This is a genomic window from Arcicella sp. GW458-12-2-14-TSB2 (genome assembly GCF_059423785.1).
The window spans coordinates 12,818-32,691 of sequence record NZ_JBWKYN010000048.1 but is presented as its reverse complement, the minus strand read 5'-3'; the positions used below and the strand labels follow the sequence as shown (position 1 = coordinate 32,691).

Here is a 19,874-nt window from a genome sequence, read left to right as displayed (position 1 = left end):
TTTAAAGGCTATTTGAAGGGAATATGATAAAAAATAAAAATTTAGCCGTCTTTATTTTTTGAATTTTAAAAAACAGAGAGGAGTTTGCAGAGAAAAAATAAAGTAGTACTTTAGAAAAATAGAAGTTAGGTTTAACAATACACAATTACGGCATCAATAGTACAACAGGAATTAGTAATAACACAAGACAATACAAATAGCACTACAAAACTTTCTCATATTAGCGAGTTGGCGGTAATTTTTTAAAAAATAGTAGACAACACAATAAAATGCAATGGCAAAAGTTGAAATTAAAAACGTAAAAAGTATAACAACATTAAATTTTGAAATTCCTACTGGCGGAGTTCATATTTTGACAGGCGTAAATGGTTGCGGTAAGACAACACTTTTGACTTGTTTAGAAAGGCTTGCCAATCCAAATGCATTTCAAAGACATTTCAAAACAAGCAGGACAAATCAGCTTGACAATTATCAATCATCACAGATTACATATTCACACAATGGAAAATCGGTTAGCTACATGTATAGAAACACAAGGTGGGCGCCGAACCCAAGAAAAAACTCTAACTTAGTAAAGACACTTGGTTTTGGGCAAGTTATTTACCTAACATCATCTGGGGAGCGATTTTATGTTCAAAATGAGGAGTTGAACACAATAATTTTTTCTGTTGCACCGCCGTTCTTTAAAAATTCAATGAATGAAATCTTTCAGACAACTAGATATAGTGATTTAAGGCGAGTAAAATTAACAGGAAAAGGCCGTGGTAATGGCAGGTGGAATTATGGTTTTATTATGCCAGCAGCACCTCAAGGTGGACTAAGTAGATATTTTACAGAAAAGAATTTTAGTCTTGGGGAAATTTTAATTCTTAACGCTTTGTTTGAATTAGACAATGCAAGAAATAACTCTTTGGTTCTCATTGATGAAGTAGAATTAGCGTTACACCCAAAAGTGCAAGTCAAGTTTCTGCAATTTCTTCAAAAAATTGCTCATCAAAAAAATCTAACAGTTATTATTTCAACGCATTCAAGTAGCTTAATTAAATCAGCTCCAAAGCTTATTCACTTGGAAAAACAAGCTAACGGTCACGTTGCGATTGACTATGATTGCTTTCCTACGCTTGTATTACAAAATGTTGCAGTTGAAGAGGAAATACAACCTGATGTAGCTTTTTTTGTTGAAGATGCAACAGCAAAAAATGTTTTAGACGAACTATTAAACTTCTATTTCAAAAATATTTTTCAAGGACGGAGACCTATAATTAAAGTTTTGCCAATTGCAGGTTGGGCTGAAACAATAAAATTTACAATTTCTTCAAGTGGTTACTTAACACCACGAAATACAAATTCATTTGCTTTTTTAGACTTAGACGCACAAACGTCTATTCAAACTATACAAGCGAACTCACAAAGAAGTGCAGCAGAATCTGAACTATTAAATTTGTATAGTAACAACAATGCGAAAATTAAATTTCTTCCAATAACACCAGAGCTTGGTATAGTTACTCTTTTGCTACAAAACAATCCACAGCAAATTGCTGACTTACAGACATTCTTTAATGCACCGTTTGACATTTCTCAAATTGTTGCTGACGAACAAAATCAAAATATTAACTATCCGCAAAATCAACGTAAAGAAGCTAAAATAAGACTTGACTATTACATAAACAGAATAAGACAATCAACAAACAGAGACATTTCTCAAGTAAGACTAATGTTAGCTCAATACTACGTAGACAAAACATACATGGGCAATCACGGACCTTTAAAAGCATTATTTAATCCTATTTTCAATTGACAACAACGGACAATAAAATAATAAAAAAAAGGTCTCAAACTACTCATAGCTTGTTCCCTACACACCAAAATATTAAAGAGCGTGACGCTCTTCATTGTTTTAGATCTTAAGATTTCCTAAGACCAGTTTTGCATTAAGTCAAAAATTCTTTTGGTGATTTTCCCGTAAACTTCTTAAAGGAACGGTTGAAAGTGGCTTTTGAATTAAAACCACAATCAAAGGCTATACCTAAAAGAGTAATATTTTTATTTTCAGGCAAGAGGACTCTTTTTTGAAACTCTTTTACTCTGTATTCATTCACAAAATCATTGAAATTCTTTCCAAAAGCATTATTCACTACACCCGAAAGTACAGAGATATTAGTTTTAAGTCGAATAGCAATATCAGAAAGCGTGAGTTCAGGCTGTAAATACAGTTGATCATCATGCATTAATGTTAATATTTTTGTTTTCCATTGGCTTAACTCACCTTCATCAAATTTCTCTTTTTGTGGATTTTCCAATATTGAGTTCTCTGTTTCTTTGAAGACTAAATCTTTGGTGGGTTGAGCTTGGGCATAACCCGTAATTGAAATGTAATATATCAATATCACACCTATTAAATTATCCCACCAGTCCTGCTGAAAATCTAATTTGAAATTACTAATCACAACCAATTTAATCAATGATACTACCCAATCTAAGAGTAGTACAATTAATAGATTACGAAACCATTTAAAACTAACAGCCTCTATATCTGAAAACTGGGTTTTTGTCCACAATCTATACTGATTGTAAAGCTTAAATGCTCTATACACATAATAAGCAGTCAGCATAATGCTTATCAGTAGTTCAAGATGACCGATTCCCCAAGCACTGTGATAATTTTTCTCAAAATATTGAACAAAATCTTTCCCCATTGAAAAAATCACGATACGATATAAGGTATCTATCAAGAAGGGTAAGAAATGAAAAACATCCTTTAAAGTAAAACGGAAATCCTTGTCTATTTGGCTTTTAAAGTAAAAGTAACAAAGTGGAGGAAAAGCAAGACCAAATGTTCTTGGAAGAAAATTTAGTTCTTGCCATAGGATTTCAATGCCCGAAAAACCCAGCATATACTCCCAGATATTAAAAGCCATTCCTATCAATACCAAACCAAATAGGTAGTCGGAAAGGCGATTATTTTGATACGCCCTTTTCCAAAAAAGAAAAGCATAAATCCATGCTTGGATAAAGCCAAACCAAAGCGGAACAGAATAATTTGACCAGTAGATTTGCATCTGGGGGAATGTTTTAAAAATAAAGGTATTATTGGGCAGTCTAAACAATGAAATCAAATTAAGCGTAAAATGTTTTATTTGAGCCACTTTTTAGCAATGAGGTGATCTAGTCCAAAATATCCAGAACCCATGACGATAGCGTATAAAGAAATCCAGAGAAAACCCATTGCAGGTAACATTTCCCATACTTCACCTCCCCATTTTTGAAAGAAAATTGCTACTAACATCGTACACATAACCAAAAAGCCTGCTACTCGGGTAAATAAACCAATAACTAACAAAGCACCCCCAAATGTTTCAGCAAGTACTGCTGCCCATGCAAAAAATGTTGGGAATGGAAACCCAAATTTAGTAACATCTTGAATAAACCAATCTGGACAAGGGAACTTACTTCCACCAAAATTTAAGGCTAAAAAGTAACAGCCAACAATGCGTGGCAAAGCCAATAACAAGTCAGTGTACCAAGCAGATGTATAAATAGGAGTGATGATTTTTGAGAATAATGTTTTCATGATTTTGATTTTTTTTAAATTAATTATTGAAATATAACAACGAGTTTATAAGGGCTTCTTTACAAAATAGCTTGAGTAAATCCACGAATTTTTATTGTAATGAAACTGTATAATCGTCTTTGCTTCCTTCAATAGTTAGTAGAAGTTTCTCTGTGAATTTTACGCTTCTGTCCCAATACTTATCACTGCACTGATATATTTTTGTACCCACTGGAAGAAAAACATATCTTCCTTTTGCTTTACTTAATGAGGTTGAAAAGCCTATTTGCTTATCGTTTCCCCAAGGTAATTCATAACGTATATGAGCCATCGAAGGAAACCATGATGCACCTTTTATCTTGACACCCACCAATTTAATACCCATTTTCTTGGCTATACTTTCTATTGAATTTTCGTCTTTCTCTTTTTCATGATTCTTCTGAACCATTTCTGCCCGAGCAAAGTCTAAATACTGTTCACGAGTAATTTCATAGTTTTGATTGATGAAAAAGACTTTTCCGTCATCTTTCTGAGTTACTACACAGAATAATTCTTTCTTACCATTTTTTTCTTGATATAAATACACAGGTGAAGGCAAATTGACAGCGTGCGAAGCCAGTGCATTCAAGCCATAACCATAGCCTCCAGTAATTTTTTGTAATTGTGTATTGTAACTACTAAAGCCAATCAGTCTATTTTTAAGAGAAGGATTTTTGATAGTAAAACTTACACGAGAAGGTTCTGTTTGGGCTTGTCCGATGAAAGTGATTAAAAGCGAACAAATGAAAAAAAGTGTTTTGATTTGCGTTTTCATTTTAGAGAGTTTTTGGAGGTTTTTAACTCGTTGAATTGATGGGTCAAAGTTTGCCCATCAAAAACACTAAAACGCCTTAAAAAATGATTTAGAACGTCTTGAATAATGATTTGATACTTTCTTGATATTGTGGGAAGCCCCTCTAAGCTAAAAAATAGAGAGTTTACAGTTCATTAAATGCAAGTATTCATGGGTTAGAATATGATTTTAGTGTTTCGTCTTGTTATAAGACAGAATTATTAAAAATGAATGTTGTAATTGATTGAAAGTTAAGTGTTTGTAGATTTGTAAAAGTATGAATTGATTTATTTGTATCAATCACTTATTTTTAGCAAAAACGCAAACATGCGTATATTTATGAGTTGGTAGCAATGCTAACAGACATACTAAAATGATGAACACTTTTCTTGTTATACTGACAACATTAACTTTGAGATCTGTTCAAGGACAAACATTTTATCGTGGACTTGAGAGAATGTGTTGGACAAATTCAAAAGGAAAAATAGAGTGCTATGACTCTCCGCGAAAATGGTATCACGAAAACACAATTTTAATCACAAAAGACAGTATATTTATTTACAAAGTACCATTGAATATTAAAAAAGGAAAGAAATTTTATTCGGTATCTGATGGAGCATTTTATTACTATTATGGCATAATTAAACAAGTTGATAGCTCTCATGTCGCTTATCTGACTAGTTATAATTGTGATTATTGTGTCAGACAAATTCGCTTTGACACAGTTACAGGGTTTCAATATCCAATACCCAATTTAGATACATTACATCTGCAATTTGCAGACAATAAAATTCAAATTGGAAAGACTATTTATAATAAATTAAAATTAGGGAAAACTGTTTTTTTTCCATCAAAATCATTGTTTCATTTAGATTCAAATTCAATCTCAAGACAAAATCCAAAAGGTCAATATGATTTAATTATACAGGGAATAAAAAACTTCTTGCAAACAAAAGAATTAAAACTTGACAATGATACTTTAAGAATTTGTGTAGAAAGATTTAATGACTATGAAGAAAAAAATCTAATTGAAACGCTTGACCAGAATCTTATCAAACTTGACAGTCCAAACATAAAATTGAAATTTTACACAAACAGGCAGTTAATAGAATTAAAAAAAATAATAAATGGGCCAATCAGAGTGATAAAAATAAAGGAAATTATAGACTATTGGCAAGCTGCAAGAATCTCTCTAACTTATAAGATAATTTTACCGAACAATATTCATAATTTTAGTGAAAGAGAGTACAACAATTTATTTGAATACAAAAAAGCTGGGCAGACTTACGAACTAATTGGAGATTTATCTAAAAATAATTGGGAACTAGTTCAGAAAAAATAGCACTGCTACCAACATTTTTCGCGTTGATTTTTGTTACCTGGTCGCCAAGACCAACAACACGTGCGTAAGCAACGTACCAATTATCAAAATTTCTATCTCAAAAAGAGATATTTTGTTTCATCGAAGGAAAAAATAGTTTCACTTGAACGAGCGGACGCTCTTTTTAATTTGAGTCGTAGGAGAGCCTACGACTAGTTGTAGTGTTTATGAATTTTAAAACAACTTAAAAATGAATCGTAGAAACTTCATAAAAACAACAACATTGGCAGTACCAGCACTTCCTCTGCCCTTGCTTAAAGAACAATCAAAAAATCCTCCAGTGAGAAAACTTTTCGCTTATGGAGGGGACTTTGATAGAGGGTTTATAAAATACGTTGCTTCATTGACAGGGAAGGACAATCCAAAAGTTTGCTTTCTTCCGACAGCAACGGGTGATGCTGCTGGATATGTTATGCGATGGTTTGAAGTTTGTGCTGGTTTACCAATATTGCCATTTGTTCAACGCTCATTTATCTCTTCATATAATCAAAAGCAATCCTTCGAGGAGATTTTTACAAGTATGGATGCCATTTTAGTGGGAGGAGGTAACACTTTGAATATGATGGCAATTTGGAAGGCTCAAGGCATGGACATTGCCTTACGGAAAGCATATGAGAACGGAGTTGTGTTGGGTGGTGGCAGTGCAGGTTCACTTTGTTGGTTCGAGCAAGGAACTACTGATTCTCGCCCTGGCAAATTGACTACTGTTGAGGGATTAGGTCTTATCAGCGGGAGCCACAGTCCACACTATGACGGAGAAGGCGAACGAAAGCCACTTTATATGTCTAAGATAAAAAGTGGTGAATACAAAGCTGGATATGCTTGTGATGACAAAGCTGGAATCTATTTCGAGAATGAAAAAGTCAAACAGGTTGTTTCTCTTGACCAAAAAAGTAATGCATATTTTGTGAGTTTGACAGGAGGAGAAGTTAAAGAAACCGTATTTCAAAAAATTGTGTTGCCACCAGCTTGGCCTTAGAAAGAATTCAGGGTAATGCTGACACTAATTTAAATTGGGAGTATACGACTAGTTATAGAATTTAATTTCAAACGTAAATATTGTAAATTAATTTTAAATAAATATGCTATGTCAATCAATGCTAATGCTATCAAATGCGGGATATTATTTTTATTGCTTTTCTCATTGCAATCAAAAGCTCAAAGTGTTAAACTGTTTAATCACATTTCAAATGAAGTATATACACTACACTCCAAAGTATTAAATCAAGACAGGCAATTCTATATTCATGTTCCAGAACAAGATTCAACAAAGCCCAATAAGGCTTTACCTGTGTTATATTTATTGGATGGAGAAAACCATTTTCATATACTTTCCTCATATATTGATTATCTAAGCCATTTTAAAATATTTCCTCAAATAATAGTGGTAGGCATTATTAATATTGACAGAAAAAAAGACCTTACCCCTTCACATAGTACAAAGACTTACGATGGAAAGGAGGACACTACCCTAAAACCAAGTGGCGGTAATGAGCAATTTCTTCAATTCATAGAAACAGAATTAATGCCTTACATTGAAATAAATTACAAAACGACATCCTATAAAATATTAGCGGGGCATTCTTTCGGTGGTATTGCAACCATAAATTGTATGCTCACACATCCTGATATGTTTAATGCGTATATAGCCGTAAGTCCCTCGTTTTGGTGGGACAACAATTATATGCTAAAACTTACAGAAGCTAAATTGGCAAAATTGTCATCTCTCAAAAAGCGTTTTTTTTACAGTGATGGAAACGAAGGAACTTTCTTTCATACAGATTTATTAAAATTTGATAGTTTGATTACAAATAGAAAACTGAAAGGACTAGAATATATGTATAAAAACTACCCCGAAGAAACCCATATGACAGAACCAATAGTTGCTTACTTTGATGCATTAAGGTTTATTTTACGAGATTAGAAAGACGCTTTTCCGCCGTTATTTTTGTTTGTTCACTAACAACACCTACGACTAGTTGTAGAACCTAATACTAGTGATAGATATTGGCACAAAGAACCTCTTTTTTGTCGCTTTTAGACCTTGTTTATTGAGTGTTAAAGGGTAGGTTTGTATATAAAGAATTTAAACATAAAAACTATGGCACTCATCAATCCCCACATTAACTTTAACGGAAATGCCGAAGAAGCTTTTAATTTTTACAAATCAGTATTTGGTGGAGAATTCGCAAAGATTGTGCGTTTCAAAGACCTTGCTAGTCCTGAATTTACAGTCCCAGAAAATGAAGCAAACAAAATAATGCACATTGCTTTGCCGATTGGTAAAAACGTTCTAATGGCTAATGATGTCCCCGAAATTATGGGACGAACAAACGAAAATGAACACAGAAGTAAAATTTCAATCAGTGCAGAAAGCAAAGAAGAAGCCGACAAATTATTTAACGGACTTTCAGTAGGTGGACAAATTGAAATGCCTATTGCCGACAGTCCTTGGGGTTCATACTTTGGTATGTTTAGAGACAAATACGGAATTGAATGGATGATAGATTTTGACCCAAATTATGAAGGACAGATTTAACCGAAGAAAAAAGCGAATGTCTTATAAAAGGTTTGCACAAGACTGGAAGGAGGAATAAAACTCTGCTGTTGTACTACTCTGTATCAACATTTGTAGTGAAAAACGCTACATTTGCTAAGATGTAAAACTTTATCAGTCATTGTAAAATACCAATCTAAAAATTTATAGGAAATGGAGAAAATACCAACCTTATATGAATGGGCGGGTGATATGGAAACCTTTGAGACCTTGTTTGCGAAATTTTATGATAAAGTTTTAAAGGACGACTTACTCAGTGAAGTTTTTAAAAATATGTCATCAGAACATGTCAAGCACGTTTCTCATTTTGTTGCAGAAGTTTTTGGAGGAGACAAATTATACACAACGGAGGACGGTGGAAGTCATGCTGAAATGATTGGAAAACATATAGGCAAAATGCTTACAGAAAATAAACGCCAACGTTGGGTTCAACTTCTGTTGCAAACGGCTGATGAAGTTGGACTAAAAAGTGACCCTGAATTTCGCTCTGCTTTCGTGGGTTACATTGAATGGGGAACAAGACTCGCAGTCATCAATTCTCAATTGACCAATAATCCATTAGATAAAAGCGAACCAATGCCTAAATGGGGTTGGGGAGAAACAGGTGGGCCATATAACCCAAATAATAATTAAATAAAAGCGAAATACCACGATTTGCTAAGATTATATTGGCAAAAGTGTAGCCTCACTTGTACCTAAAATAAGTTCAGTTTTTAACTGAATGAAATATTACGAATTACTGCTTTTTTACTAGTTCAGAAAGACGAGTAAAAGAGTTGATAAATAGGATTTTTATATCTCTTTCGATTGCCCTTCGGAATGAATCTAACACTGTGAATGCAGTCGGAGACTGCACATTATTTATTGTTACAGGTCTAAAGATGTGTAACAGCAAGGTACCCTTTTAATTTGAATCGTAGGAGAGTCTACGATTAGTTATACACTATGTTAAACGACTGCTAAGTATCGGAAAATAACAACTCGAAAGATTAATTTAAACCAATATTTACTCTTATGGAAAAGTTACAATTCAAAGTAAGCATTAATGCTCCTGTGACTAAGATATATGATTTTATGCTTGGCATTAGCAGTAAAACAACTTATGAGCAATGGACTTCTTTGTTTAACCCGACATCTACCTATGAAGGAAGTTGGAATAAGGGAAATAAAATGCTATTTATTGGAGTAGATGAGAATGGAGAAAAGGGAGGGATGGTTTCCAAGATAGCTGAAAATATTCCCAACCAATTTGTTTCAATTCAACATTATGGTCTTTTAAAGGCTGACAAGGAAATTACAGAAGGACCAGAAGTAGAAAAATGGGCAAACGGATTTGAAAACTATACCTTCGAAGAAAACAATGGTACTACAATCGTTACTGTTGACTTAGATACAGCAGAAGATTTTGTAGATTATATGAACGAGAGTTATCCCAAAGCACTCGACAAATTGAAGGAACTTTGTGAAAAATAGCAATTTAAAGAATATCTTAAAAATACTACAAAGAAATAAACACAGTCTATATGTAACTCATGGCATGACTCAAAGTCATGCCATGAGTTGAGTTATAAAGAAATCTATAATCAATCCCGAGCATCTTCAAACTCACCCCTTTTACACCTTTCAATCCCCAAACACAATTTACTGCCAGAAAAATGTTAATTTTGTAATTATATTTTGACATTACACTCATGACAGTACAACAAAACGATATAGAAATTCTTTCATCAAATCAATCACTTCCCACAATGGAGGCCTTTTATACGCTTCAAGGCGAAGGTTTTCACCAAGGGAGGGCAGCCTATTTTATCCGTCTGGGCGGATGTGACGTAGGTTGTCATTGGTGCGATGTGAAAGAATCTTGGGATATAAATGCTCATCCAAAACTTACTATCAATCAAATTGTTGAAGAAGCCTCCGCTCATGCTGGTCGTTTGGCTGTCATTACTGGCGGAGAACCTTTGATGCACAATTTAGATGAGTTGACAGAAGCGTTGCATCAAGCAGGATTTGAAACCAATATAGAAACATCAGGTGTTTGCCAACAAGTAACGGGTGCTTGGGATTGGATTTGTTTTTCACCTAAAAAATTCAAAGCTCCTAATCCTGATATTTATCCGAAAGCACACGAATTGAAAGTGATTATTTTCAATCAATCAGACTTTGAATGGGCTGAGAGCTTTGCTGCTTTGGTTTCTCCTGATTGTATGCTTTATCTTCAACCAGAATGGAGTAGAATGGAACAGATGCTTCCACAGATTATTGAATACATCAAGAACAATCCGAAATGGAGAATTTCGTTACAAGTACATAAATTTATGGATATTCCTTAGTGGATACTTGGTTAATAGCGCATAACAATTGACTAGTTTCTTACTAAATTGTAAAACAAATTCTTTTGCGCTATTAAACTTGCCATACATGAGAAGTATATTGTTATTCGTTATCTTGATTACTTGTATTTTCCAGTCTAAAGGTCAGAATACACTTTCTTCGACTAATAAAAAAGCAGTTGATGCCTATCAAAAAGGCTTAAATGCATTACAAAATAGGGATATCGAAACGGCTTTCAACGAATTTGAAGAAGCCATTGAAAAAGATAATTTGTTTGCAGAACCCTACTTCCATTTAGGCAAGCTGTATGAACAAAACAGACAGTTTGGTAATGCTATTTTACATTACGAAAAAGCCATCAATGCCCAAGAGAAAACCAGTGTTAGTGAAATTGCTTCGCAACAAGTAGGGTTGCTGTATTTAAAAAAAGGCGAGTATCAAAAAGCTCTCGTTTACCTTGAAAAAGGACTTCCTGCGGTCTCTCTCTCTAACAAAAAACGCTATTTAGCACGACTTGAAAGTTGTAAGTTTTCAATCAAAGCCCTTGAGAGTCCATTAAAAATCTCTCCGATAGAACTCCCCAAAACAGTCAATCGTTTTGAATCCCAATACTTCCCAGTACTCTCTGCCGACCGTGAAACACTTATTTTTACTGGTCAAGAAGAAAAAGATGAAAACCTGTACCAATCAGTTTTCAAAGACAGCACATGGTCTGTTCCTACATCCATTTCGGATAAAATAAATACGCTTCAAAACGAGGGTACGGCCTCTATTTCGGCTGATGGCAGAATATTAGTCTTTACCTCTTGCGGAGGAAGAAAAGGCTACGGAAGTTGCGATTTGTTTATTTCTTATAAGCAAGGGGATGATTGGTCATCTCCTCAAAACTTAGGCACTAATATCAATTCTGGTGAATGGGAATCTCAACCATCTTTATCGGCTGATGGACGTACGCTTTATTTTGTATCTGATAGAAAGGGAAGTATTGGCAAGCGTGATATTTGGGTTAGTCAATTAGACTCCACTAATAACTGGGCAAAAGCAGTAAACCTTGGCAATACCATCAATACCATAGAGGACGACTTGTCTCCCTTTATCCATGCCAACGGCAAAACGTTGTTTTTCTCCTCAGAAGGTCATGTCGGTTTGGGAGGATTGGATTTATTTTTCTCTGAAAATCAGGAAGGAAAGTGGAGTACACCAGAGAACCTAGGATTTCCCTTAAATACCCATGAAGACCAAGTAGCTTTATTTATTACATCGGATAGTAAAAAAGCCTATTATTCTTTAGAGCAAAATCAAGATAATAAATATCGTAGGGCTAAAATTGTAGAAATCATTTTGCCCGAAAGCTTGCAGACTAGATTTAAACCCACTTTTTTCTTGAAAGGAATTGTTTCAGATGCCAAAACTCAGCAAACCTTAGCCGCAGATATTGAATTGGTATCGTTAAAAGATAAGCAAAAAATGGGCTTGTTTACGTCGGACAACAAAACAGGTAAATATACTTTTGTACTTACTGCTGGAACAGAATATGCTATTTTCGTCAATAAAAAAGGTTATTTCTTTAAAAGTATTAATGTAGATTTATCACAACAAATCGGTACGGATAAGGTGCTAAATATCTCGCTTGAGCCTATTCAAAAGAATGCGAAAGAAATCCTAAATAATATCTTTTTTGATACGGGCAAATGGGAATTACACCCAGAGTCGATGATAGAATTGGATAAACTGATTATTTTGCTGAATGAAAATAAAGAATTGCCGATAGAGGTTTCTGGACATACGGATGATGTTGGGAAGGATGCTGAAAACTTGGTGCTTTCTCAGAAAAGAGCTAATGCTGTCAGAAATTATCTTATTCAAAAGGGCATTAACCCAACCATGATTAAAGCGGAGGGTTATGGAAAAAACAAACCGCTTTTACCCAATAGTTCTGCCGATAATAGAAAGCTAAACAGAAGAATTGAAATTAAGTTTTTGTAAACCATGAATATCAAAGAGGCTATCCCTGAACGCTTTTCAAGAGAAATATTTACGAAAATTATAGACTGGATTGATGGAAAACCAGAAAGGTTTGATGAATTGATGGCAGTCTTTTTTGAAGGAGATAGCAGAAAGAATCAACATGCTGCCAATATCATGTCGGATTGCATTCATAGGTGGCATTTTCTTCTTACACCTTATATCGAAAAAATGTTGTTGAATTTGCAACAAGACAATTTACACGATGCCATCAAACGCAATACTGTTAGGGTTTTACAAGATATTGCTATCCCAGAAGAACTACATGGATTAGCGGTTGATACTTGTTTCAAATACCTAAGTAATAACGAAGAAGCGATTGCTATCAGGGTATTCTCTATGACTATTCTATTCAATTTAAGCAAACTGTATCCCGAACTAAAAAGTGAATTAAAGTTTCTCATTGAAGAACAATTACCTTATCAATCACCCGCCTTTAAAAATCGAGCGAATAAGATTTTAAAAGCCTTATAAGAGGTATATCATTTATTTTATACCTCCCAAACAGTTGCTCCTGTTACCAATTCTAATCCATTTTGGTTAACCATTTTGTGTATAAAACCTTCTGTTCCTCGCTGACTTTGGGTAATGATTTTATCGCCAAAGAGACTCTCATTCTTAAAAATAATCTCAAACGTTTTCAGTACGCCATCGTTTAAAACATTGGTAGGTACACTTTCCATAAGCCATTCCACATAGCGATTGTTATTCGCATGTTGGTTTGAATCAATATCATGCCAGCGAATATCAAATGACCTTTGGGTTTCAATACAAGTTAATGGCACAATTTTTCCCGAGACTTTTTGTACAGGTTTTTCGCTACCACAAGTAGGCGTAATGGCACGCATCCAATCGGGTACAGATGTAATTCTGCGACGTGCAATATCAATCAAGCCAAATAGTGCATTGGCACGAATAATCTCTATGCCATTGGCATCATATACTTTAAAATCACGGTAATAAAAGTATTTATCAATTTCTTGTACATAGGTTTTTACAGTAACCGTTTCATCATAAGAGGGCAATTTTTCAATCCAGATTTTTAAGCGAGATAATACCCAAGTAATATTATGTTGGGCCGTTAATTCGGGGGCTGATACGTTGGCATCTACTGAATGTCGCCAAGCCATTTCTTGAAAAAGTCCATTTAATGCAGGGATTGTAAGATTGCTATGAGCATCTACTTCGGTAATTCTAATGCGATATGATTCTGTAATAAACTCCAATTTTCAAAGTGGTTAATTCGGTTGTAAGTAAAGTAATCAATACAATTTAAACAAGGTTTTGTTTGTAGTAAACAACTGATAACTAGTAGTTTGTAATGCTACTGCGACGGCGGGTCGTTCTCCAATCACTATTTGCTAATCATAATCACTACTTTATAAAGAAAAAAACTTCCAGAAAACAGTTCTGTAAACCGTTTTTCTGGAAGTTTCTATAATTGATAAATGCTGTAAAAATTACTGGAAATGTAACTAAGCAAAATAACATTAAATTTAATTTCCAGTTTTTTGTTCTTTCAAGAATTTCTGTCTAGAAATCCCCTCAGAAGGAGCATCTTCATATGCTTTTTTATACTCAGTCTTTTTTAAATCTCCATTTTTGATAGACTTGATAAAGTTTGCCCATGCAAAAGGATTGGTAAATGCCATCAAGGGGCTTTGCACAAAACTTCTATTAGCAGCAGCAAAGGTCATTTGGTCTGAGAAATTTTTGAAATTCCCTGCACCGCTCAAACCTGCTCTAAGGGCTAGTACATTCAATTTAGATTGTTCAAGGTTTTTGGCTAATGCTCTTCTTCCTGCTTCATTATCTAACTTCATGTCGAGAAAAGCCTTCTTAAATTCATCCTCAGTCCTGTATGGATAAATTTTTACTTCCGCCAACATTCTCGACTCTTCAGTCATGAAAATCGTAGCTACCTGAGTTTGTTCGTTGGTTCTAGGAATGATATAATACTTCTTTTTATACCCTACATAAGTAAATACCACACTATCGCCAGGATATACATACAATGAAAAATTACCAAAATCGTCTGTCAAAGTCCCTCTCCCAGATTGCGGGTTGAAAACATAAGCATTAGGCAAAAAATCAGAACTACGGTCAGCCACAACTCTACCAGAGAAAATCACGGATTTATCCTGTCCTTGTCCAAAGCTTGTGTATTGAGATAGACAAATAAGTAAAGTAACAATTAATATGTATTTAAATCTTAGTAACATCGTTTCACTTTCAGATGATGAATTTTTATGTAAACTTACTCAATATAACGCTTTCAAATGAAAATCTTGTGTGGCTTTAACAGTTTTTAACGTTTGATAAGTTTAGTAGAATTCAGACTAAGTTTAGTTAAATAGCTTTAAAAAAGTAATGATAAATGGAATAGAAAGCAATAAACCATCGAATCTATCTAAGAAACCGCCATGCCCTGGAATGGTCGAAGCTGAATCTTTTATCTTAATACTTCTTTTGAATAATGATTCTACTAAATCTCCATAAGTACCTGCTACTACAATAATCGCACCACATCCAAACCACTGCCAAGGCAAAAGGTCTGTAAAGTATTTTGAAAGAATAAAAGAAACCAACATAGAGGCTAAAAATCCACCTACGCTTCCTTCCCATGATTTTTTGGGTGATACTCTTTCAAATAACTTCGTTTTCCCAAATTTTGTTCCAGCAAAATAAGCCCCAGTGTCGCTTGCCCATAGCAAAAATAAGCAACCTAAAGGACGTTGCCAACTAAAATTTGTACTATTTAAAAATGCTAAAATGATAATCAGTGCAAAAGGCAAGGCAACATAAATAACACCAAGAAAAGTATAAGCGATATTTTTAAATGGTTTTTCGTCTTGTGCCTTATAAAGTTTGATAAAAAATATCAACGCCATCAAAGGCGAAAGGATATAATAATTAGCTTCAGGAATAATCCCTTTTTCAATTAAAAAGGTAACTGATACCAAAATGAAACCACAAAAGGTGCCATAGTAGGTGAGTGGCTCGTCGCCATCGAGTCCTAATAATTTATAAAATTCAAGCTGTGCTAAAATAGCAATAATAGCAAAAAGCCCAAAGAAAGTCCAATCGCTAAAAACAATGCAAAATATCAAAAAAGGAACAGCCACAACGGCTGCAATTACCCTTTGTTTTAGATTTGACATTCCTTGTAGTTTTTCATTCATATTGATTATTTTTTATTAATAGTTTATGCAATTTCTTTACTTTCTTCAAAACCACCCTCGTTTTCCAACAAGAATTTTGCCAAAACGGCATCCTTCAAATGAACATATACTTCACAACGCCCAAAATGGTATGAACTATCTCTTTTACTGATAACCACAGTATTTATTTGATGTTCGTCTTCCAAATAAACTTTGGCAAGCTCTGCTCTAAATGGATTTGTAGACTCGTAAATTTTCTTCCAATCTGTCATAAATAGCATTGTTATCAGTTCAAAAAATCAAAAGTAATCATTCATTGTCTCTATAAATACTATTAAGCCAGAACCAACGAAGTAAAATGATGGTAAATAAACCTGAAATCAACGCCATTGCTACGGGTACTGTTTTGGTTTGTTCAATATCCGTGTTTGTTACTTTCATTTGATATAAATATGCCATCAATAAAGTAAAACCATTGTTCACAAAATGGGCAAACATAGAAAGCCATAGATTTTGGGTCCAATAATACAAATATCCAAACATAGCACCTAATAACATCCTAGGAATAAAGCCATAGAATTGGAAATGAATAAAACTAAACCAAAAAGCAGCAAACCAAATGGCTGCATGATGGTTTTTAAAGGCTTTTAACGCTAAGTTTTGCAATACTCCTCTAAATAATAGCTCTTCGCTTATGCCTGCAAATACTGCTACTACTATTATAGCTAAAACAAATTGTGCAGGGTTTTTAAAGGTTGTAAGGAATTTGGTCAATTCACCTGTTGATTTTTCAGCATTTTCCATCCACTCCTCTAATCCCTTTAATGAAGCAGGCAATTGTAGTTTTTGGTTAAGCTCTATAATCAAGGCATCAAAAGGCATAAAGCCTATGACTAATACCATCGTAATCAGCAATACATTTAAAATAGTAGGTTGGAAACTTAAAGATTGAATGCTTTGTTTTTCAAAAACGTACCAATACATCAACGATGCGCCAATAAATGGCAGAGGCGTAGAAAACACCTGAAGTAGCATGATACCTAAGTAAGTATTGGGATAGTCTTTGAGATGTTGTTGAAAAGAGATTGCTTTTTCAAATGGAGCACCAGTGACTAATGAAAAGGCAAAAAGCCCTATGGTTGAACCTACAAACATCAGAATTAATGTCAATCCAATTAAAATCATTAGCTTGGCAATAAACGGACGGTCAGTTTGTGGGTTAAAAGTATCGAATTCTGTCATAATGGTTGTAAATTTACGTAAAAATTAGCAGTGAACAATTATAGCAAACAGAGTAAAACACAGTTTGAATTAATATTCATGAATAGGATGTGAAAAAACATTCAAGAATAATTGAAAAAGAACAATGGTCAAGATTAAAAACATAGAATTAGGGGAGTTTCCTTTATTACTTGCTCCAATGGAAGACGTTTCCGATCCTCCGTTTCGTGCAGTGTGTAAAGCCAATGGTGCTGATTTGATGTACACTGAATTTATTTCTTCTGAAGGCCTCATCCGTGATGCAGCCAAATCCATTCAGAAATTAGATATTTTTGAATATGAACGCCCAATAGGGATTCAGCTTTTTGGTTCAGACATAGAAACTATGCGGAACTGCGGGGAAATAGCTACCAAGGCTGGTCCCGATTTGATAGATATCAATTATGGTTGCCCTGTTAAGCAAGTGGCTTGTCGTGGGGCAGGTGCGGCATTGTTGCAAGATATTCCTAAAATGGTATTGATGACCAAAGCCGTAGTAGAGTCAACACATTTGCCCGTTACTGTAAAAACCCGTTTGGGGTGGGATGATTCCACCAGAAACATTGAAGACGTTGCCGAACGTTTACAAGACATTGGCATTGAAGCCCTGACTATTCATGGAAGAACAAGGGTGCAAATGTATAAAGGAGAGGCAGACTGGCGTTTGATTGCGAAGGTAAGAGAAAATCCAAGAATTAGGATTCCTATTTTTGGAAATGGTGACATTGATTCACCTGAAAAAGCATTAGAATATAGAAATCGTTATGGCGTAGACGGAATCATGATTGGCAGGGCTTCTATTGGTTATCCGTGGATATTCAATGAAATCAAGCATTTCTTCAAAACAGGGGAGCATCTGGCTCCGCCAACGGTGAATGATAGGATTAATGTTTGTAAACAACACCTTGATTTCAGTATTCGCTGGAAAGGAGAACATACAGGTATTGTAGAAATGAGAAGACATTACGCCAATTACTTCAAAGGCTTGTCGCACTTCAAAGACTTTAGGATGAGATTAGTTACTTCTATGAATTATGAAGAGATTCTAAGTATTCTGAATGAAGTAGCCATATTTTATAGTGAGGAAGAACTCCTTGTTAAGTAAGAGTTGTGAGCAATCAGCCGATTTGATTTTAAGGTATTAATGTAAATGCTTTAATTGACACAGCGACTACTTAAAACCTAAAAAAATAGCGAAGTAAATGAAAAGATTTGCTTCGCTATTTTTTTAATAATTCAATCAATGCCCAATAAACTTCCCTAATTTTTGACTGAAATTTTTATGAAAACAACCCTTACTACTTCAACAACAGTACCTACAAAACTTCAAAACCCTTTACTTGTGTGGGGCCTATTGGCTCTTTTAGCTGGCATCTGGGGAAGTTCGTTTATCCTCGTTAAAAAAAGCTTGACCGTCTTTGACCCTGCACAGGTGGGTTCGATTCGTATTTTTTCAGCCTTTTGTTTCTTTCTCCCTTTCTTTATCATCAATATCAAAAAGATTCCTCTTAATAAAGCCGTCTATTTTCTATTGGCAGGTTTATTAGGCAATCTTCTTCCTGCTTATTTGTTCTCGTTTGCAGGATCAAAATTAGATAGCGGTGTTTCAGGAGCGTTAAACTCTACTACCCCTTTGTTTACGCTGATTGTGGGAGCACTTTTTTTTAGTAACAAAATCACTCAGCGTCAAGGTATCGGCATTGTACTTGGTTTTGTTGGGGCTTTATTGCTAATATTGGCAGGAGCTAGTGGTTTTCACGTGAATGGCTATGCTTTTTTTGTTATTGCGGCTACTCTATTATACGGTATCAACCTGAACATCACTAAAAAATACCTGACGGGGTTGGGCATAGATTCTTTCTTAATCACCTCAAGTATTTTTATGACTATCGGACCAGTAGCAGCAGGAGTATTGTTTTCGACCGACTTTGTATCAAGGCTACAACAGCCTAATGCATTGCAAGCGTTAATATTTGCCATGTTATTAGGCGTTTTAGGTTCTGCTATTGCAATGGTGCTCTTCAACCGTTTAATTCAAATGACGAGTGCCGTACTGGCAAGCTCTGTTACTTACCTGATTCCAATAGTTGCTATCCTTTGGGGCGTACTTGATGGAGAAGCTATAATATTTCAGCATTATTTAGGCATGAGTATCATCCTTATTGGTGTATATTTGGTGAACAAATCTAATTAAACATCCATGTTGAAAGCCACCGTAAATCAGCAAACATTTAACATTGTATCAGACAACACAGGTACAACCATTGATGAACAACCACTAGATTGGGATATTGTTGAAATCAGGAATAATCATTTTCATATCCTGTACAACAATCGTTCGTATAATGCTGAGGTATTAGAGGCCGATTATCAAGCAAAATCGTTCTTGATTAAAATGAATAATCGTCAATATGTAGTCAATGTAAAAGACCGCTTCGATATTTTATTAGAACAATTGGGAATGTCTGAGGCAGCTTCTACCAAAGTAAACGATTTAAAAGCCCCCATGCCGGGACTAATCGTTTCCCTCTTAGTGAAGGTAGGAGACAGTATCAAGAAAGGCGATTCTTTGCTGATTTTAGAGGCAATGAAAATGGAAAATGTGTTGAAAGCTACGGGTGAGGGTATCATTAAGAACATTAAAGTGAGTAATAAACAAAATGTGGAAAAAAATCAAGTTTTAATTGAATTTGAATAAGTCTCCATGGTGAAACCGACAATTTTCCACGCCAAATAAAAAAAAAGTATATCTTTGCCTCCGAAAAAACCTTAAA

At 34.6% G+C, this 19,874-nt stretch carries 21 protein-coding genes; 13 read left to right on the top strand and 8 right to left on the bottom strand.

Features of this window, described 5'->3' with window-relative positions; genetic code table 11:
• Positions 1-274 precede the first annotated feature (274 nt).
• The gene (locus tag AC07XN_RS09295; protein WP_494742832.1) at positions 275-1,798 is read left to right on the top strand and encodes an ATP-dependent nuclease; all 1,524 of its coding nucleotides are present in this window, start codon (positions 275-277) and stop codon (positions 1,796-1,798) included.
• 133 nt (positions 1,799-1,931) lie between these two features.
• Here AC07XN_RS09295 and AC07XN_RS09290 read toward each other — a convergent pair whose 3' ends face one another.
• From AC07XN_RS09290 to AC07XN_RS09280, 3 genes are all read right to left on the bottom strand, one after another.
• A complete protein-coding gene (locus tag AC07XN_RS09290; protein ID WP_494742831.1) occupies positions 1,932-3,059 on the bottom strand; it encodes a helix-turn-helix domain-containing protein in 1,128 nt (375 codons plus the stop codon).
• 74 nt (positions 3,060-3,133) lie between these two features.
• Positions 3,134-3,571, bottom strand: a complete 438-nt coding sequence (locus tag AC07XN_RS09285; RefSeq protein WP_494742830.1) for a DoxX family protein — start codon at positions 3,569-3,571, stop codon at positions 3,134-3,136.
• A gap of 91 nt (positions 3,572-3,662) precedes the next feature.
• Entirely contained in the window at positions 3,663-4,364 is a 702-nt protein-coding gene (locus AC07XN_RS09280) for a hypothetical protein (RefSeq protein ID WP_494742829.1), read from the bottom strand.
• A gap of 391 nt (positions 4,365-4,755) precedes the next feature.
• On the opposite strand from AC07XN_RS09280, the gene AC07XN_RS09275 reads away from it, so the two are divergent.
• The 9 genes from AC07XN_RS09275 to AC07XN_RS09235 all read left to right on the top strand — a co-directional run bounded on the left by AC07XN_RS09275 (position 4,756) and on the right by AC07XN_RS09235 (position 13,153).
• Positions 4,756-5,724 carry a hypothetical protein gene (locus AC07XN_RS09275; RefSeq protein WP_494742828.1) on the top strand — a complete coding sequence of 323 codons (969 nt, stop codon included), beginning with the start codon at positions 4,756-4,758 and terminating at the stop codon, positions 5,722-5,724.
• A 229-nt stretch (positions 5,725-5,953) separates the two neighbouring features.
• Positions 5,954-6,742: a Type 1 glutamine amidotransferase-like domain-containing protein gene (locus tag AC07XN_RS09270; RefSeq protein WP_494742827.1), complete on the top strand. Its 789-nt coding sequence runs from the start codon at positions 5,954-5,956 to the stop codon at positions 6,740-6,742.
• Positions 6,743-6,850: 108 nt separating this feature from the next.
• Complete coding sequence (locus AC07XN_RS09265; protein ID WP_494742826.1) at positions 6,851-7,687, top strand: alpha/beta hydrolase; 837 nt, start codon at positions 6,851-6,853, stop codon at positions 7,685-7,687.
• A gap of 177 nt (positions 7,688-7,864) precedes the next feature.
• Positions 7,865-8,302 (top strand): VOC family protein, encoded by a 438-nt coding sequence (locus AC07XN_RS09260; RefSeq protein ID WP_494742825.1) that lies wholly within the window; start codon positions 7,865-7,867, stop codon positions 8,300-8,302.
• A gap of 171 nt (positions 8,303-8,473) precedes the next feature.
• Positions 8,474-8,953, top strand: a complete 480-nt coding sequence (locus tag AC07XN_RS09255) for a group II truncated hemoglobin (RefSeq protein WP_494742824.1) — start codon at positions 8,474-8,476, stop codon at positions 8,951-8,953.
• 381 nt (positions 8,954-9,334) lie between these two features.
• The gene (locus tag AC07XN_RS09250) at positions 9,335-9,793 is read left to right on the top strand and encodes an SRPBCC family protein (RefSeq protein WP_309912111.1); all 459 of its coding nucleotides are present in this window, start codon (positions 9,335-9,337) and stop codon (positions 9,791-9,793) included.
• A 275-nt stretch (positions 9,794-10,068) separates the two neighbouring features.
• Complete coding sequence (locus AC07XN_RS09245; protein ID WP_409014206.1) at positions 10,069-10,653, top strand: 7-carboxy-7-deazaguanine synthase QueE; 585 nt, start codon at positions 10,069-10,071, stop codon at positions 10,651-10,653.
• Positions 10,654-10,741: 88 nt separating this feature from the next.
• Entirely contained in the window at positions 10,742-12,640 is a 1,899-nt protein-coding gene (locus AC07XN_RS09240; RefSeq protein WP_494742823.1) for an OmpA family protein, read from the top strand.
• A 3-nt stretch (positions 12,641-12,643) separates the two neighbouring features.
• Positions 12,644-13,153, top strand: a complete 510-nt coding sequence (locus AC07XN_RS09235; protein ID WP_494742822.1) for a HEAT-like fold family protein — start codon at positions 12,644-12,646, stop codon at positions 13,151-13,153.
• A 17-nt stretch (positions 13,154-13,170) separates the two neighbouring features.
• On the opposite strand, the gene AC07XN_RS09230 is transcribed toward AC07XN_RS09235, so the two are convergent.
• From AC07XN_RS09230 to AC07XN_RS09210, 5 genes are all read right to left on the bottom strand, one after another.
• Positions 13,171-13,905, bottom strand: a complete 735-nt coding sequence (locus tag AC07XN_RS09230) for an acyl-[acyl-carrier-protein] thioesterase (protein ID WP_309912107.1) — start codon at positions 13,903-13,905, stop codon at positions 13,171-13,173.
• A gap of 270 nt (positions 13,906-14,175) precedes the next feature.
• Entirely contained in the window at positions 14,176-14,901 is a 726-nt protein-coding gene (locus tag AC07XN_RS09225; RefSeq protein WP_309912106.1) for a carboxypeptidase-like regulatory domain-containing protein, read from the bottom strand.
• 123 nt (positions 14,902-15,024) lie between these two features.
• Entirely contained in the window at positions 15,025-15,861 is an 837-nt protein-coding gene (locus AC07XN_RS09220; protein WP_309912104.1) for a phosphatidate cytidylyltransferase, read from the bottom strand.
• Positions 15,862-15,884: 23 nt separating this feature from the next.
• Positions 15,885-16,112, bottom strand: a complete 228-nt coding sequence (locus tag AC07XN_RS09215) for a putative signal transducing protein (RefSeq protein WP_309912103.1) — start codon at positions 16,110-16,112, stop codon at positions 15,885-15,887.
• A gap of 37 nt (positions 16,113-16,149) precedes the next feature.
• The gene (locus AC07XN_RS09210) at positions 16,150-17,082 is read right to left on the bottom strand and encodes a CPBP family intramembrane glutamic endopeptidase (protein ID WP_494742821.1); all 933 of its coding nucleotides are present in this window, start codon (positions 17,080-17,082) and stop codon (positions 16,150-16,152) included.
• A 124-nt stretch (positions 17,083-17,206) separates the two neighbouring features.
• On the opposite strand from AC07XN_RS09210, the gene dusB reads away from it, so the two are divergent.
• The 3 genes from dusB (at position 17,207) to AC07XN_RS09195 (ending at position 19,798) form a co-directional block, all read left to right on the top strand.
• Entirely contained in the window at positions 17,207-18,205 is a 999-nt protein-coding gene (dusB, locus tag AC07XN_RS09205; RefSeq protein ID WP_309912101.1) for a tRNA dihydrouridine synthase DusB, read from the top strand.
• 177 nt (positions 18,206-18,382) lie between these two features.
• Positions 18,383-19,294 (top strand): DMT family transporter, encoded by a 912-nt coding sequence (locus AC07XN_RS09200; RefSeq protein WP_494742820.1) that lies wholly within the window; start codon positions 18,383-18,385, stop codon positions 19,292-19,294.
• 6 nt (positions 19,295-19,300) lie between these two features.
• Entirely contained in the window at positions 19,301-19,798 is a 498-nt protein-coding gene (locus tag AC07XN_RS09195) for an acyl-CoA carboxylase biotin carboxyl carrier protein subunit (protein ID WP_494742819.1), read from the top strand.
• Positions 19,799-19,874: the final 76 nt, after the last annotated feature.